The organism is Rhodococcus sp. MSC1_016, from assembly GCF_023667485.2.
In the GTDB taxonomy this organism is placed as follows: Bacteria; Actinomycetota; Actinomycetes; order Mycobacteriales; family Mycobacteriaceae; genus Rhodococcus_F; species Rhodococcus_F oxybenzonivorans.
Map to the genome: position 1 here is coordinate 1,165,462 of NZ_JAMOZI020000001.1, position 15,108 is coordinate 1,180,569.

Annotated in this window: 13 protein-coding genes; 6 read left to right on the plus strand and 7 right to left on the minus strand. The window is 65.4% G+C overall.

The window, feature by feature from the left end:
• Positions 1-3 precede the first annotated feature (3 nt).
• Genes L1080_RS05255 through L1080_RS05270 form a run of 4 tightly spaced genes read right to left on the minus strand, consistent with a single transcriptional unit; the run spans position 4 to position 4,377 of the window.
• Positions 4-963: an AurF N-oxygenase family protein gene (locus tag L1080_RS05255; protein ID WP_250768929.1), complete on the minus strand. Its 960-nt coding sequence runs from the start codon at positions 961-963 to the stop codon at positions 4-6.
• Positions 960-1,892 carry a prephenate dehydrogenase gene (locus L1080_RS05260; protein ID WP_250768932.1) on the minus strand — a complete coding sequence of 311 codons (933 nt, stop codon included), beginning with the start codon at positions 1,890-1,892 and terminating at the stop codon, positions 960-962. The genes L1080_RS05255 and L1080_RS05260 overlap by 4 nt, the downstream gene beginning before the upstream one ends.
• Positions 1,889-3,961 (minus strand): aminodeoxychorismate synthase component I, encoded by a 2,073-nt coding sequence (gene pabB / locus L1080_RS05265; RefSeq protein ID WP_250768935.1) that lies wholly within the window; start codon positions 3,959-3,961, stop codon positions 1,889-1,891. Before pabB ends, L1080_RS05260 begins: the two co-directional genes overlap by 4 nt.
• The gene (locus L1080_RS05270; protein ID WP_213577824.1) at positions 3,958-4,377 is read right to left on the minus strand and encodes a chorismate mutase family protein; all 420 of its coding nucleotides are present in this window, start codon (positions 4,375-4,377) and stop codon (positions 3,958-3,960) included. Before L1080_RS05270 ends, pabB begins: the two co-directional genes overlap by 4 nt.
• A 229-nt stretch (positions 4,378-4,606) precedes the next feature.
• On the opposite strand from L1080_RS05270, the gene L1080_RS05275 reads away from it, so the two are divergent.
• The gene (locus L1080_RS05275; RefSeq protein WP_159925598.1) at positions 4,607-5,548 is read left to right on the plus strand and encodes an esterase/lipase family protein; all 942 of its coding nucleotides are present in this window, start codon (positions 4,607-4,609) and stop codon (positions 5,546-5,548) included.
• A 36-nt stretch (positions 5,549-5,584) separates the two neighbouring features.
• Here L1080_RS05275 and L1080_RS05280 read toward each other — a convergent pair whose 3' ends face one another.
• Complete coding sequence (locus L1080_RS05280) at positions 5,585-6,274, minus strand: GntR family transcriptional regulator (RefSeq protein ID WP_159925600.1); 690 nt, start codon at positions 6,272-6,274, stop codon at positions 5,585-5,587.
• A 46-nt stretch (positions 6,275-6,320) separates the two neighbouring features.
• On the minus strand, positions 6,321-7,493 hold the full coding sequence (locus L1080_RS05285; RefSeq protein WP_250768938.1) for an acyl-CoA dehydrogenase family protein: 1,173 nt from the start codon (positions 7,491-7,493) through the stop codon (positions 6,321-6,323).
• Between the two features lie 154 nt (positions 7,494-7,647).
• Between L1080_RS05285 and L1080_RS05290 the strand changes: the two genes are divergently transcribed.
• Positions 7,648-9,180: an aldehyde dehydrogenase family protein gene (locus L1080_RS05290; RefSeq protein WP_250768941.1), complete on the plus strand. Its 1,533-nt coding sequence runs from the start codon at positions 7,648-7,650 to the stop codon at positions 9,178-9,180.
• Between the two features lie 26 nt (positions 9,181-9,206).
• On the plus strand, positions 9,207-10,178 hold the full coding sequence (locus tag L1080_RS05295) for an oxygenase MpaB family protein (RefSeq protein ID WP_374433286.1): 972 nt from the start codon (positions 9,207-9,209) through the stop codon (positions 10,176-10,178).
• On the opposite strand, the gene L1080_RS05300 is transcribed toward L1080_RS05295, so the two are convergent.
• Positions 10,128-11,366 (minus strand): TetR/AcrR family transcriptional regulator, encoded by a 1,239-nt coding sequence (locus L1080_RS05300; protein WP_308202121.1) that lies wholly within the window; start codon positions 11,364-11,366, stop codon positions 10,128-10,130. The genes L1080_RS05295 and L1080_RS05300 overlap by 51 nt on opposite strands.
• Positions 11,367-11,740: 374 nt before the next feature.
• Between L1080_RS05300 and L1080_RS05305 the strand changes: the two genes are divergently transcribed.
• The 3 genes from L1080_RS05305 (at position 11,741) to L1080_RS05315 (ending at position 15,107) form a co-directional block, all read left to right on the plus strand.
• A complete protein-coding gene (locus L1080_RS05305; protein WP_250768950.1) occupies positions 11,741-12,532 on the plus strand; it encodes an enoyl-CoA hydratase in 792 nt (263 codons plus the stop codon).
• A 163-nt stretch (positions 12,533-12,695) separates the two neighbouring features.
• The gene (gene fadD5, locus L1080_RS05310; protein ID WP_250768953.1) at positions 12,696-14,285 is read left to right on the plus strand and encodes a fatty-acid--CoA ligase FadD5; all 1,590 of its coding nucleotides are present in this window, start codon (positions 12,696-12,698) and stop codon (positions 14,283-14,285) included.
• A 12-nt stretch (positions 14,286-14,297) separates the two neighbouring features.
• On the plus strand, positions 14,298-15,107 hold the full coding sequence (locus L1080_RS05315; RefSeq protein WP_250768956.1) for an MlaE family ABC transporter permease: 810 nt from the start codon (positions 14,298-14,300) through the stop codon (positions 15,105-15,107).
• Position 15,108: the final 1 nt, after the last annotated feature.

The window sequence follows — 15,108 nt, forward strand, 5'->3', positions numbered from 1 at the left end:
GTGCTATGTCCAGTCGAACGACATCTCGCCCGCGACGCCGAGGTGCTTGCACAGTTTGTGAATACCGCCGAAGTCCTGCACCAGAGCAGAACGGCCTGTGTCGTGTTCGGCGTCGTCGATCATCGTCTGGCCGCCGTGGAGGTCGATGACCTCGACGATGGTGCGCCACGTCGAGTAGTCGTTGCTGCTGAAGGCGGTCATCGCATCGACGAGCCCGTCCAGGAGATGCCGCCGGTCGTCGGGCCCCAGCGTGTCGTAGACGACGCCCGCGATCTCGTCGGCGATGGAGGCGTGGCAGTACTCGTCGCGATTGTGTAGTCGCACCGTGGCCCGGTTCACCGGCTGGATCGCCTCGTTCTCGGAGATGAGGTCCAGGTACGAGCTGATGGAGATCTCGGCGACCGTCATGAAGGCGAAGGTGGTGATCGCCCGCTTCCGGGGGTCGGCGGCGTCAGCGGTGGCGGCACGCTGGCGGCGCAGTGTCAGCACGTCCGGCAACGCGTTGTTCGGCATGGCCCAGCCGCGGCGCCTGCGCGTCACCGCGCTCGCGTTCAGATGCATCAGCGTGTGGTACTGCTCGTCGACCATGGCCTCGTGTACCGCTACCGCGAACGTGTCGCCGATACCGGTGTCGAGGGCGTCGTGGGCGACGAGATCGAAGCCCGGATTCACGACGTACTGCTCGATGTCCATCACGTTCTTGTTGAACGCGATCCAGCCCCACGCGCGAAGTCTGTTCTGCTGATCCTCAGGTGCGTGGCGGAAACTGTCGTGGTCGGCGAAAGGCAGCAGTTCGTCGGGGTAGTCCCGCTTGTCGAGGTCGAACAGGGCGTCGAGATCAGGTTCCGGCTTCTTCACTGTCGCCCGCTGCCCCCAATTGCGGGCCAGCCGGGCAACCACGGCGCTTTCGACCGGGTCGTTCCGGTCGTGCTCCGGCAGGGCGTGGGCGTTGTCGATCGTCATGAGGATTCTCCGTTCCCGTCCCAGAACCGGGGCGCGGTGTGCTGGAGGTCGGCGAAAAGTTCGGCGCACAGGCGGGCGAGGGGCTCGCGCCGGTCACCGAGTGTCGAGATCGACCGGGACATAAGGTCGGCGAAGTCCTGGTCGGTGCCGTTCTCGACGGTGTGGTCGACAGTGCGCATCGCGTCGGTGAGCGCGCGTCTGGCCTGCGCGGCGAACGGATTGCCGACCTGGATGTCCCGGTACACCTCGGGTACCCCACTCCCCACGCGTGCGAGGAGGGCGAGAGACATCAGGTGCGGTGGGGTTGCCATCGCCGTCAGCTCGGCGCCGTCGGCCCCCAGTTCGCCCAGCGCCAGTCCGAATGCGAGCACACCGGCGTGGGTGAGTGCCTGGGTGAGCGCGGTCAGCCGATCATGGCGCTCGGCGTCCAGATGGACGACCGACGCACCCCACCCGGACAGCGACGTCAGGAACCAGCCGAGGTCACCGCGGTCCTGATACGTCACCGCCGCGATCGGCCTGCCCTGCGGCGACAGTGCGGGGGCGAACATCGGGTTGATGCCGAGGGCGCTGTTGGGCAGCGGGTTCGCCCGCAGAGCGGCGTCGAATCGGCACTTCACCGACAGGGTGTCGACCAGCAGGGCGTGCTCGGCCAGCGACTCGGACAGGAACGTCAGTGCGTTCAACGCCACGGTTTCCGGTACCGCCAGCACCACCGCGTCAGCCGACTGCACCAGCGCGCGCACCTCGGGTGACGGATCGGTGATGTCGCCCTGCACGGAGTCGGCGTCGGCCACATCCGGAACGTCGATGTCGACGGTCCGGACGCGCATGCCGTCGTCGCGGAGCCGACCGGTCAGCATTCGGCCGACATCACCGCGGCCGCCGATCAGTGCGACGGTCCGGGATGATGTCGCCGGAATGGTCATGGTCCTATTTCGTTCGGGGTGTCCGCGGTGACGGACAACGCCCGCACCATGGTGGCGGCCTTGACCATGGCCTCGTCGAATTCTTCCTCCGGATCGGACAGTGCCGTGATGGCGCCGCCGATCCCGAAGGTCACTTCGCTGTCGGTAGCGACGATGGTGCGAATGACGATCGACAGGTCGGCGGTGCCGGTCAGCGAGAAGTAACCGATCGCTCCCGAGTAGACACCGCGCGGTCCCGACTCGAGCCGGTCGATGATCTCCATCGTCCGGATCTTCGGCGCGCCCGTCATGGAACCGCCGGGGAAGGCGGCGCGGACGCACTGGACGACCGAGGCGTCGGCACTGAGCGTCCCACGCACCGTGGACACCAGCTGGTGGACCGCTGCATACGTTTCCACGTCGAAGAGCTTGGGAACGTGCACCGACCCCGGCACACACACCCGCGCCAGATCGTTGCGCGTGAGATCCACGATCATCAGGTTCTCGGCGCGGTCCTTTTCGCTGTCGAGCAGGTCCTGACGCAGGGCCGCATCCTTGGCCGGGGTCGCCCCACGCGGACGCGTTCCCTTGATCGGTTTCGACTCCACCACGCGGTCCGGGCCGATCCGTAGGAAGCGTTCGGGCGACGCGCTGAGAACCGACAGGCCCGCGAATTGGAGGTACGCACTGTACGGAGTGGGGCTGATGGTGCGAAGCAGCTCGAAGGTGTGCAGTGGATCGATCGTCTGATCGACGGTCGCCATGTTGGTCAGGCACACCTCGTACGACTCGCCCGTCCGAATCTCGGCGAGCGAGGACGCGATGTGCTCGAGATACCGGTCGTGGTCGTGACGCAGTGCCAGCTCCGTCGATTCGGGTTTCCTGATCGGAGGCACTGCCGACGCCGGGTGGTCGGGCTCCGCGAGCCGCCGTAGCGCCGCCTCCATCTCGTCGAGCCACCGACGCATCTCGGGATCGTCCTGGTGATCGCTGAGACACAGCGCATACGTGCGCTCGCTGGAATGATCGATGACCACGGCTCGGTCGGCGAACACGAGTGCAGCGTCGGGGGTGGGCGATCGGTGGGCGGCGGCGCCACCCGTCTGGGCCTTCAGTTCGTAGCCCAGATAGCCGACGTAGCCCAGCCCGAACGGCACGCCGGGGAGTCCGGGAACCGACCTGGCCGCCAGTTGGCGTTCGAGGTAGTCGAAGAACGGGGCGTGGACCTGTTCCACGGGTAGCCCCTCGCGCATGATCCGCACGATCGATTCACCGACGTCGTAGGTGATGTACTCGGCTCGGGGCCCGGAGCAGTTGCCCATGATGGTGAAGCGAGAAGTCGGTTCCGATGCCGACGTGCCGTCGAGCCAGAAGGCGTTCGGCCCCGTGGCGAACAGATCCTCGAAGGTGGTGCGCGGGTCGACCTCGTGGTCGATGCGGACCTGCGAGATGACGTACGGCGCGTGCGGGACGGGAATCTTCAGCATCGACCCGGGAGTCGGTGTACCCGAGTGCGTCGGGGTGAGGTCGCGGAAGTTCGCGAGCAGTTCGTGTCCGAACGCCGTACTGATCGACTCGGGGTGGAATTGAACGCCCCACAGGGCCCGGCTCCGGTGACGCACGCCCATCAGGAGACCGTCGGTGGTCCACGCCGTCGCCTCGAGGTCCTCGGGCAGATCCCGCGCGATCAACGAGTGGTACCGCACGGTGGGGAACGGCGACGGGATGCCCTCGAAGAGTTCGCTGCCGTGGTGTTCGACGAGCGATACGCGGCCGTGCATCGGCTCCGGCGCCAGGACGACCTGTCCGCCGAACAACTGGCACAGTCCCTGATGACCGAGGCACACCCCCAGGACGGGCAGTCCGGTTTCGGCGATCACCCGGGCGCTGATGCCGAAATCACGGGGGCGTTCGGGGCGTCCTGGACCGGGGGAGATGACGATGTTGTCGAACTCGGACCACCGCACGGAGTCCCATTCGACGTCGTTGTGCACGACGGTCGGGGGCTCGCCGTTCACCTCCGCGAGCAAGGTGAAGAGGTTGTAGGTGAAGGAGTCGTAGTTGTCGACGAGCAGCGTCCGCGTACTCATGACGATTCGACATTCGTCGAGGGATGGGGGCGGTGGTGGCCGTTGTGGCCACTGTCACCGGGACCGCTCGCGCCCGTCTCGCCGTTGATGACCAACTCCTCGAGCCTGCAGGTCTCGGCGATCAGCAGGTCGTAGAGCGCGTCGAAGAAGGCGGGGGACAGGGAGTGGCTGTCCGCGTAGCGGCGAGCGCGTTCGTGCACCAGGCCGATCCGGTGCGGTTGCATCATCGCGATGTCGGAGCGTCGCTTGAGTTCACCGATACGTCGGCACACTTCGAGTCGCCGGCCTACGGCGTCGAGCAGCGTGGCGTCGACGGCGTCGAGTTCGGCGCGCAGATCCTCGAGTGCCTGGTGCGCCGAGGCGTCAGGGGCCTTTCCGGAATCATCGCTCTTCCCCTCTTCTACGGAGAAATACATAGTCGCCCCAGTCACTCGATCGGCAGTAGCTTTCTCATCCCGACTATCGTGTCTCAGTGGTGGTTCGTTTCTCCGCGCCTCCCGGACTGCCGAGACGGCGAAATGTCGGGTTGCGGATGCGAACCGGTGGTGATCACCCCCATAGTCTCAATCACGGATTGAGACTTCGATGGACTTTTGGGTAACGTAACCAGAAGTCTATTTTCGGCCTATCCAGGATATGAGGCATATGCGTATTTCGTCGGCCACCCAGGCCCTGATGTTAGTGCTTGCGGGCATCTTGATGCTCGGCGCGGCACCTGCAGCGGCGGACCCTGCGGCGACTGAGCCCGAGCCCGTCGCAGATCCTGCGGTGCTGCCCGGGGCGAACGACTGGAACTGCAAGCCCTCGCCCGAGCACCCCCGCCCGGTCGTGCTCGTGCACGGCACGTGGGTCAGCATGGCGGCCACCTGGAAGGACCTCGCGCCGGCTCTCGCGGCCGAGGGGTACTGCGTCTTCGCCCTCAACTACGGGCAGGTCGCCGGTCTCACCGAAGGCAATCTGCTGCGCATGTTCGGCGGTGCCGACATCGCCGAGTCGGCCCAGCAACTCGCGGTGTTCGTCGATCGGGTCCGTTCCACGACGGGTGCCCCGCAGGTCGACATCGTCGGGCACTCGCTCGGTGGCACGCTCTCCCGGCAGTACCTCCGTTTCGAGGGTGGCGCCGATCGCAACAATCCCGCCCTGAACAAGGTGCATTCGCTCGTCACGCTGGGTGCTACCAATCACGGCACCAGTTTCGGGGACGTGCAGATGCTCGGTGCCGTCGCCCAGGCGCTGGGTGTGCCCGTGACGACGCTCGCCGGCGTGGCCGTCGGGCCCTCGTACATCCAGCAGATGGTCGGTTCGCCGTTCCTGCAGGTTCTCAATGCCGCGGGCGACACGGACCCGGGTATCGAGTACACAGTGGTCGCGAGTCGCCGGGACACGGTCTCGACTCCGCCGGAGAACACGTTCCTCACCGCCGGACCGGGTGCGACCGTGCACAACGTGTGGCTTCAGGACGGGTGCGAGTCGAACGCTGCCGAGCACAACGAGCTGACGACCGATCCGCGCGCGCTCTACATCATTCAGCGGGCTCTCGACCCCACGTACGCCGACCGGAACCCGGCCCCCTGTGAGGTGGGCTGAGACGTGCCCTGAGGGCGGCACCCAGTCGGGACGGACTCAGTCCCAGATGCCGATCTCGTCGAGGTGGGCGACCAATCGCTGGGCACCGTCCATGAAGTGTGCCTTGTTCTCGGCTCCCACCACGTCGGCCTTCTTCTCCGCCATGGCCGCGATGAGACGGCGATGGCTCGCGACCGCCGACTCGCCCCAGTCGGGGTCCGAGGAGTAGAAGTGCGCCGGCGTGTAGCGAGTGGCGCTGAGAAGAAACCACGACAGCTTGTTCGCGTTCGCCAGGTGGTTGATGACCCGGTGGAACTTGAACTCGAGATCCTCGATGCGGGCGGCGTCGTTGTCCTCCACCGCCCGCTCGAGCTTGTCGTTGATGTCGGTCAATTCCTCGATGGCTTCGGGGGTGGCCGCCCGGGTGGCCCGCACCGCGAGTTCCTCGCCTATCTGACTCTGGAGCCAGAAGAGGTCGTGGATGTCCTCGCGACTGAGTGGGGCGACCACGTAGCCGCGGTGGGGGACGAGTTCGACGAGCCCTTCACCGCGCAGGGTCAGGAGGGCTTCGCGCACCGGCGTGACGCTGACTCCCAACTCCGCGGCGGTGTCGTCGAGCCGGATGAAGTCACCCGGACGAACGCCCCCGGACATGATCAGGTTCCGCACGTGCACGGCGACGTCGTCGGACAGCTGCGGTCGACGGCGCAGGGCCGCTGAGCTTCGTGACACGGAGGGCAACGTCATGGGTAACTCCTTAGATGCGGCAACCAGCATAAACCGCGAGCGGTGCTTACAAGCCGTAGGTCTTACCGATGATGTCGCGCTGAATTTCGTTGGTGCCGCCGTAGATGCTGGAGACGAGGGTCGAGCGAACGTGCTTCTCCATGTCGAACTCGGTGGCGTAGCCGTAACCGCCCATCATCTGCATGCCTTCGAGCGCCACCTTCTTGGCAGTCTCGGTGACCTTCAACTTGGCCATCGACGCTTCGCGGGCCAGCATCTTGTCCGGGTGGGCGTCGGCCTCCTTGGCGACGCTGTAGACGAGAAGCTTGCAGCACTCGATTTCGGTGGCGAGATCGGCGATACGGTGACGTAGTACCTGGAACGTTCCGACCGGCCTCCCGAACTGCTTGCGCTGGGTGATGAACTCGAGGGTGTCGTTGAACGCCCGCTGCGCCGTACCGAGCATCATGGCCGCGAGGATCAGGCGTTCGAAGTTCAAGCCGGTCATCAGTTGCCGCCAGCCGTTGCCGACCTCGCCGACCACGGCATCCGCGGGAAGCGCGCAATCGGTGAAGTAGAGGTCGTTAACCTCCTTGCCGCCCATGGTGCCGATGCCGCTGATCGTCAGCCCTTCCGTCCCGGCGGGCACGTGGAACATCGTCAGCCCCTCGTGCTTTCCCTCCCCGGCAGAACTCCCCGCGCCGCGCTTGACCGGTTGCCCCGTGCGGGCCACGAGGAGGATGTTGTCGGCAAAGTGCGCGTTGGAACACCACGTCTTCTGCCCGTTGATCACCCAGCCGTCGGCGGTCTTCTCCGCGCGGGTGCTGAGATTTCCGACGTCCGATCCGGCCTCCGGTTCGGACATCGAGATCGACTGCGATCGGCCGGCCACGATGCCGCGCAGGACGACGTCCTTCTGGGCCTCGGTACCGAACTTGGCGTATGCGCCACCGGTGATCCACGTCGGCCCGATGCCACCGATCGGGGCCATTCCCTTGGCAGCCTCCTCCAGAAGGATGCACATGTCGACGAGGCCTGCGCCCGAGCCGCCGTATTCCTCCGGAACCGTGATTCCGAGCCAGCCGAGCTTGGCCATCTTCTCGTAGACGTCTTGGTTGTGGTTGTGCTCCCCGTGGTTCGTCAGCTTGTCCCGCAGTTCCCGGGTGCCGGTCTCGCGCCTGCAGAAATCGGCGATCGCCGCGGCGAAGTCTTTCTGTTCACTGGTGAATTCGACGCTCATGTGCGAAGGGCTCCTCGTGGGTGAGGCGGCGGACGGCCGGCCCGGCGCAGGGGTCTGTGCGGGGCTTGCCGGAATGCGGTCTGCCGCATACTGTGATGTCCACTACATTACATCACATCACATATATTTGATGTGATCCCAGGGAGGAAGTGCCATGCCACAGCAGGCCGAAACGACCGACACGAGTGCGGGCACCACGCCGTTGCCTTCCGCGGAGCCGTCACCAGGAACGTTCTCGTCCCTGGACCCGCGCACCGGCGAGGTACTGGCCGAGTACTCCATCCACGGCAAGCGTGACGTGCGTGACGCGGTCGAGCGAGCCCGCAGCGCAGCTCAGTGGTGGAAGGGACTCGGTTTCGACGGCCGAAAGAAGTGGCTGCTCGACTGGAAGAAGTCGATGGCGCGGGACGGCGAGCAACTCGCCCGGCTGGTTGCGGCCGAAACGGGAAAGCCGTACGACGACGCACTCCTCGAGGTCATGCTCGCGATCGAGCACCTCGACTGGGCGGCCAAGAACGCCGGCAAAGTCTTGCGCCGCCGCAAGGTGGCTTCCGGCCTGGTCAGTGCCAATCAGGCGAGCAGCGTCGGATACGAGCCGATGGGCGTGGTCGGCGTCATCGGTCCGTGGAACTATCCGGTGTACACCCCGATGGGCTCCGTCTCCTACGCAATGGCGGCGGGCAACGCCGTAGTGTTCAAGCCCAGCGAGCTGACCCCCGGGGTGGCGGTATGGATCGCCGAGAAGTGGGCGGCCCTCGTCCCGCATCAGCCTGTCCTCCAGGTCGTCACGGGTGATGGGTCCACCGGATCGGCGCTCGTCGCAGCCGGCGTGGACAAGATCGCCTTCACAGGTTCTGCCGCGACGGGCAAGCGGGTGATGGCCGCGTGTGCGGAAACGCTCACTCCGCTCGTCGTGGAGGCAGGCGGCAAGGACGCCATGCTGGTCGACTCGGACGCAGATCTCGAGGAAGCGGCCGGCTTCGCCGTCTTCGGTGCCATGGGCAACGCCGGGCAGACGTGCGCCGGAGTGGAGCGAATCTACGTGGTCGATTCGGTCTACGACGATTTCGTCCGATTGGTCACCGACAAGGCGAAAGCTTTGCACCCAGGTCCGAAGGATGCGTCCTACGGGCCGATGACGATGACCAGCCAGTCGGACGTCGTGCGCCGTCACGTACAGGATGCGTTGGACAAGGGTGGCTCCGCCGTGGTCGGCGGGCTCGACTCCATCAAGGACGGCTACGTGGGCCCGATCGTCCTGACCAACGTCCCGGAGAACAGCACGGCGATCTGCGAGGAGACCTTCGGGCCGACGGTCGTGGTGAACAAGGTCGCGAGTCTCGACGAGGCGGTGACGAGAGCGAACGGCACCGCCTTCGGCCTCGGTGCTTCCGTATTCACGAAGGACGCCGGAAAGGCGATGCGCGTGGCCGAAGCCTTGCGGGTCGGCGTCGTCACGATCGGTTCGGTACTCGGCTTCGCCGGTGTCGCTGCGTTGCCCTTCGGCGGCGTCGGAGACTCGGGTTTCGGTCGCATCCACGGAGCGGACGGGCTGCGCGAGTTCTGTAGGGTCAAGTCGATCGCCCGGCAGCGGTTCGCGGCACCGTTGAATCTGCTGACGATGGAGCGAAAGAAGCGCGACATGCTTGCTTCCGCCTGGATGCTGAAGAACCGTCACGGGCGCTGAGTGCGGCCGGAAAGGGCGACAATCCCATGCTGATGAAGAACGACAGTGCCGACAGGCCCCCAGGCGCCGCTCCCCGCGGCAGGTATGGCTGGGTACACCGAATCGAACAACTCGATCCGGTGCGTGATCACCAGGAGATTCACCGCATCACGGCAGGTTTCGAGTTTCCCTGGGACTACCAGCGGTCCCTCGAGTTCGCGTTGTTCCGGACCTACTGTGTCCCGACCGTCTCCGAATTGCTCCAGCGCACCGGTGAATTCGAGAAGCGGCCACAGAAGCGCTACGACGACACGGCCCTCCTGATGGCAGAACTCGTCGAACACGGGTACGACTCCGAGCGGGGGATCGAATCCCTGCGTGTGGTCAACCGCATGCACGGCAAGTACGACATCGACAATGACGACATGCTGTACGTGCTCACCACGTTCATCTACGAGCCGATCGATTGGATCGACCGCTTCGGGTGGCGGCGGCTCACTCCGCACGAGCGCCTCGCGTGTTTCCACTTCTACCGCGGCGTCGGGGTTCGAATGGGTATCAAGGACATTCCCACGAGCTACGAGGATTTCTACCGATTCAAAGCCGACTACGAGCGGAAACACTTCCGGTACACGGAGGACAACCATCGCGTCGGAACCTACACGCGAGATTTGTTCTGCTCGTGGTTCCCCAGGCCGTTGCGGCCCTTCGTGGCGCAGGGAGTAAATGCTCTGCTCGACCCGATGATGCTGTCGGCGTTCGGTTTCGACGCTGCACCGGTGTGGTTGCAGCACACCGCCCGGCGTGTGCTCCGATTGCGGGGCAAGTTCGTACGCTTCCTGCCGCCGCGCACCAGCTCGAAGGCCGCCCGGGACGCGCGAAATCGCACTTATCCGGGTTATCCGGTGGGCTACCGGCCGCGGGACCTCGGCGCAGACAAGGACAACCACCGCGGCGCCCTTGGTCCGTCATTGTCCGAGGAGGACGGCCACCATCAGAGCGTGGAGCCGGGCGCGTGACTCCTCGGCGGTATCGAAGTGGATGAGCCGGCCGATGTCGAGTACCAGGCCGAGCGCGGCATGTACGAGGAACCGCGCCTCGGCTGCCGAAAGCTCCGACCGCACCGCGGTGACGAGATGTACCCACTCCTCGACGTGGAGACGCTGCACGTTGCGGAGATTTCGTCGTTCGTTCTCGGGCAGATTCCCGATTTCGGCGAAGTAGACGGACAGCACGGCCGGAGTGCGGAAGGCCAATTCCAGATACGACTCCGCCAGGGTGCACAGCGCCGCCCGAGGGTCGGTAGCGGCGGACAAGGCAGCCGACGTCGCCACTGCGAGCCGATCCGCCGCACGATAGAAAACTGCCGCCAAAAGATCTGCCTTGCTGGGGAAGTGCCGGTACACACTGGAGGCATTGATCCCAGCGGCCGCGCCGATTTCCTCGATACTCGAGTCGTGATAGCCGTTCCGGTCGAAAATGTGCACGGCCTCGTTGATCAGCAACTCGCGCTTGGACGTCATGGTCAGCCCGCCCGTGCCCTCGACTCGTGCCGGCACGTCACCGGTCGGTACGGCAGGCGGAAGGGTTGTGCGGAGAATCGACTCACACGCGCTCGTCAGAAGCGCGTGGAGGCGACGAGTAGCCAGGGCGGTGCGGTGTGCGCTGATACTGGCCATCACGCTGAGCGTCGCGGCACCCTGAGTCGTGGCATCGACGGCCGACAGTTCCGGCCGCAGCTCTCGCAGCGGCGCCGCCACGCATTGGGTTACGTGGACGAAGACGTTCCGGATGCGCGTGCGGTCGTCGGCCTGGAGGTACCTGCCCTCCCACCGGTAGAGGCCCCCCAGTTTGCGGTGTTCGATCGTGTTGGTGACCAGCGCGGAGATCAGCCGGTCGAGCCGCTCCCCGGCGGCCGCCTCGTCGAGGCCTGCGAGTGCATCGTCGGCGGCGGTGCGCAGTGCATCGGCGGTCGTGGTGGCTGCATGAACGAACAGGGCGTACTTGTTGGGATAGTGCCGGTAGAGGGCGGGACCTGAGATTCCGATGGTGGCTGCGATGTCGTCGACGCCGACGGCGTGGTAGCCGCGCTCGCTGAACGCTTCCGCCGCGACGGTGGCGATCTGCGCCTTGCGGTCTTTCGGCCGACGGCGAATGGGCCTTTCGGTGGCGGCGCCGGCCGCCGTGTTGGTCCGGGCCACGGTCACCTCCGGTAGTCGGCCTGTGCTGCCAGTTTATCTGTTCGTCATCTTAACCGGCACTCCCGTGCGTATCGATCGACTCCGGGTGCAGTTCCGGGGCCCGGCTCGCGCCAACATGCCGAAATCGCTGTGTACACGTACTGATAGTGCTTGCCCAGCATTGACACCGGTGTGAGTTGGCGAATAAGTTAACCAGTATTCGCATGCGCGTTCAGCCGGTTCGGGGCCGCGCACGCTCTACGTCGTCGATAACCGGGCCGCCGCGGGGCGGCACCTATGAAGAGGTGCACTGAGATGCTGAGAACGAAATTCACCGAAGCCGAAGCATTGATCACTCGACGACTTTCTGACGCGACGGGTATGCGCGTCGGGGCAGCGTCGTGACCGCTCCCGCGGTCGACGGCCTCCGCGTCGTCAGCGACGGCGGGATCCTCCGGATCACCATCGATCGCCCCGACCGGATGAATGCGCTGGACCTGGCGCACATGACAGCTCTCGGTGCGATCCTCACCGACGCGGCCATCGACCGCTCCGTCCGGGTCGTCGTCATTTCCGGAGCGGGAAAGGCTTTCAGCACGGGTGCCGACCTCGCCGCCGCCGCGGCGGCGGGCGGTAGGGAGGCGTCACCCGAGGTGGTGATGGAGGCGGCGAACAGGGTGGTACGAGCCATCGTCGACCTGCCGGTGCCTGTCATAGCGCAGGTGAGCGGTGCCGCAGCAGGGGTCGGCGCCTCGATCGCGCTGGCAGCCGACCTCACCTACGCCTGCCAGGATGCGTACCTGCTCCTTGCGTTCGTCAACATCGGGCTGATGCCCGACGGCGGTTCCAGTGCGCTCATCGCTGCGTCGATCGGCCGCGCGAGGGCAACCCGGATGGCGTTGCTCGGTGAACGCCTGGGGGCGCCGGAGGCCGAGCGCGAAGGGTTGATCGCGGGAGTCTTACCGGTCGGTGAACTGGCGGCTCACGTCGACGCCGTCGCGGCGAAGCTGGCTCATGGTCCGCGGCGTGCCGTCGAACTGACCAAGAGGGCGCTCACGGCATCGACGCTGACAGCGCTCGAAGGTGCCCTCGAGCGGGAAAAGGCCGGGCAGACCGAACTGCTGCAGGGGCAGGATTTCGTCGAGGGAGTGACCGCGATGCTCGGCAAGCGAGCGGCTCGATTCCTGGGGTGATTCCACCGATCATTCGAGCCGTCCGCATCCGTTCACTATGCGAATTCCGGTTAACAAAACCGTTCCGATCACAGTCATGATCTGTAATACTCGTCACAGCCATCGCGCAGGTCCGTCGAAGCGCGCTGGAAGAGACGAGTACAGCGAAGGGACCACGAACACAATGCCATCTCGTAGCGAGCTGCTCACCCAGCCACTGCAATCCCGCCGCAACCACTGGAACAATTGGGTAGCGACCCATGCCGAGATGAAGCCGGACCATGCCGCGTTTCGCTTCCTCGGGCAGAACACCTCCTGGCGTCAACTCCACGACCGCTCCGAGGCGCTTGCCGGGGCACTGTCCCGCCGTGGAGTCGCGTTCGGTGATCGCGTCCTCCTCCTGACCCTCAACCGGACCGAGTTCTTCGAAGCGGTGCTCGCGATCAATGCGCTCGGCGCCATCGCCGTGCCGGTCAACTTTCGGCTCACACCCCCTGAGGTCGCGTTCATCGCACGCGATTCCGGTGCACGTGCCGTGTTCACCGAGCCGGCGCTCGCGCCGCTGGTCGCGGCCGTACGCCAGGAAGTTCCGGAGCTGAGCCTGGTCGTGAACATGGGCGCGGTGACCGAGGGCGACGTGCTCGGCTACGAGGCGCTACTCGTCGAAGGCGGGCCTGCGTACAACCCTGTCGACCTTCCGGAGGACACCCCGTCGCTCATTCTGTACACCTCCGGAACCACCGGAACCCCCAAAGGGGCGGTGCTGTCCCACTCGAACATGGTCGGGCAGGCCATCACCTGCATCCGCGCCATGCGCTACGACCGGGGTGACGACATCGGGTTCCTTGCGTCACCGGTATTCCACGTCGCCGCGCTCGGTTCCGTCGCCCCCATGCTGATGCTCGGGGGGACCACAGTGATCCATCCCCTCAAGGCCTTTCATCCCACCGAGATGCTGGACGTGTGGGAACAGGAACGGGTCACCTCCGTTTTCCTGGTACCGGTTCAGTGGCAGGCAGTGTGTGCCGACCCCACCGTCGAGGGTCGCGATCTCGCGCTGCGAGTCATCAGCTGGGGTGCAGCCCCGGCGTCGGATACGGTCCTCCGTTCCATGGCGGACACCTTCCCGCACGCTCTGATCGTCGCGGTGTTCGGGCAGACCGAAATGTCACCGATCACGTGCGTGCTCGACGGCGACGACGCGATGCGCAAACTCGGTTCCGTGGGCAAGCCGATCCCGACGCTCCACACCCGCATCGTGGACGACGAGATGAACGACGTCGAGCCGGGCACCGTCGGCGAAATCGTCTACCGCGGACCGACCATGATGCAGGAGTACTGGCAAAACCCGACCGCCACAGCCGAGGCTTTCGCCGGCGGCTGGTTCCACTCCGGTGACCTCGTGCGGCAGGACGAGGAAGGCTTCGTCTACGTCGTGGACCGCAAGAAAGACATGATCATCTCGGGTGGCGAGAACATCTACTGCGCCGAGGTGGAGAACGTACTGTTCGCACATCCGAGGATCCGCGAGGCAGCCGTCGTCGGCCGCCCCGACCCGAAGTGGACCGAAGTGCCCGTGGCCATCATGGCGCTCGCCGACGACGGTGACGACCTCTCGGCCGACGAGCTCACGGCATGGCTCGACGACAAACTGGCTCGCTACAAGCATCCGAAAGACGTCGTCGTCGTCGAGGCGTTACCGCGCAATGCCAGCGGCAAGGTCGTCAAGGGCGAACTTCGAAAAATGCACGGCGCGAACAGCGTCGTGGTCTGAACCCGTGCCGAGATGACATTCGAACTGCCACCCACGAAGGGGCCGTTGAGCCAGTTCGCCCATGAGGTCGGCGCGCTCATCGGTTTCTCGATTGCGACTGTGGTTGCCGCAGTGCGAGTGCTCAGCAGGCGCAAGCTGGCATGGCGAGAATTTCTCGACCAGGCGTGGCGGCTCGCGTCGGTCACCTCGGCGCCTGCACTGCTTCTCATGATCCCGATCGGGGTTCTGATCGCTGTGACGATCGGCAGTCTCGCCGGTCAGCTCGGTGCCGAGGGATATACCGGGGCGGTCGTCGGCTTCGTGATCGTCGGGCAGGCGTCTGCACTGGTATGCGCGTTGATGCTGGCCGGTGTCGGGGGTTCCGCGATCTGCGCCGACCTGGGGTCGCGCACGATCCGGGAAGAGGTCGAGGCCATGGAAGTCATCGGGCTCAACGTGATCGAAAGGCTGGTCGTCCCGAGGGTTCTCGTATCGGTCGTCGTCGGGGTCGCGCTGTGTGCGATGGTCACGGCGATCGGTGTGTCGGCCTGCTTCTTCTTTCAGGTCGTCGTCCAGGACACCTCGGCCGGCAGCTTCCTCACCGCACTGTCCCAGTACACCCGGCTCTCGGATTTCGTCGTCGCGCTCGTCAAGTCCGCCGCCTTCGCCGTCACCTCAGCGCTGATCGCCAGCTTCAAGGGCCTGCACACCAAGGGCGGTCCCAGTGGTGTTGCCGATGCCGTCAACGAGGCAGTGGTCCTCGCTTTCATCTTGGTGTTCATCGTGAATACCGTCCTCAGTCAGCTTTATTCCGTTCTCGTCGTCCCAGTGGGTGGTTACTGAT

Coding starts and splice junctions, on each gene's coding strand:
- L1080_RS05260 (WP_250768932.1), bottom strand. CDS start 1,892: ATGACCATTCCGGCGACATCATCCCGGACCGTCGCACTGATCGGCGGC.
- L1080_RS05270 (WP_213577824.1), bottom strand. CDS start 4,377: ATGTATTTCTCCGTAGAAGAGGGGAAGAGCGATGATTCCGGAAAGGCC.
- pabB (WP_250768935.1), bottom strand. CDS start 3,961: ATGAGTACGCGGACGCTGCTCGTCGACAACTACGACTCCTTCACCTAC.
- L1080_RS05255 (WP_250768929.1), bottom strand. CDS start 963: ATGACGATCGACAACGCCCACGCCCTGCCGGAGCACGACCGGAACGAC.
- L1080_RS05290 (WP_250768941.1), top strand. CDS start 7,648: ATGCCACAGCAGGCCGAAACGACCGACACGAGTGCGGGCACCACGCCG.
- L1080_RS05295 (WP_374433286.1), top strand. CDS start 9,207: ATGCTGATGAAGAACGACAGTGCCGACAGGCCCCCAGGCGCCGCTCCC.
- L1080_RS05285 (WP_250768938.1), bottom strand. CDS start 7,493: ATGAGCGTCGAATTCACCAGTGAACAGAAAGACTTCGCCGCGGCGATC.
- L1080_RS05315 (WP_250768956.1), top strand. CDS start 14,298: ATGACATTCGAACTGCCACCCACGAAGGGGCCGTTGAGCCAGTTCGCC.
- L1080_RS05275 (WP_159925598.1), top strand. CDS start 4,607: ATGCGTATTTCGTCGGCCACCCAGGCCCTGATGTTAGTGCTTGCGGGC.
- fadD5 (WP_250768953.1), top strand. CDS start 12,696: ATGCCATCTCGTAGCGAGCTGCTCACCCAGCCACTGCAATCCCGCCGC.
- L1080_RS05280 (WP_159925600.1), bottom strand. CDS start 6,274: ATGACGTTGCCCTCCGTGTCACGAAGCTCAGCGGCCCTGCGCCGTCGA.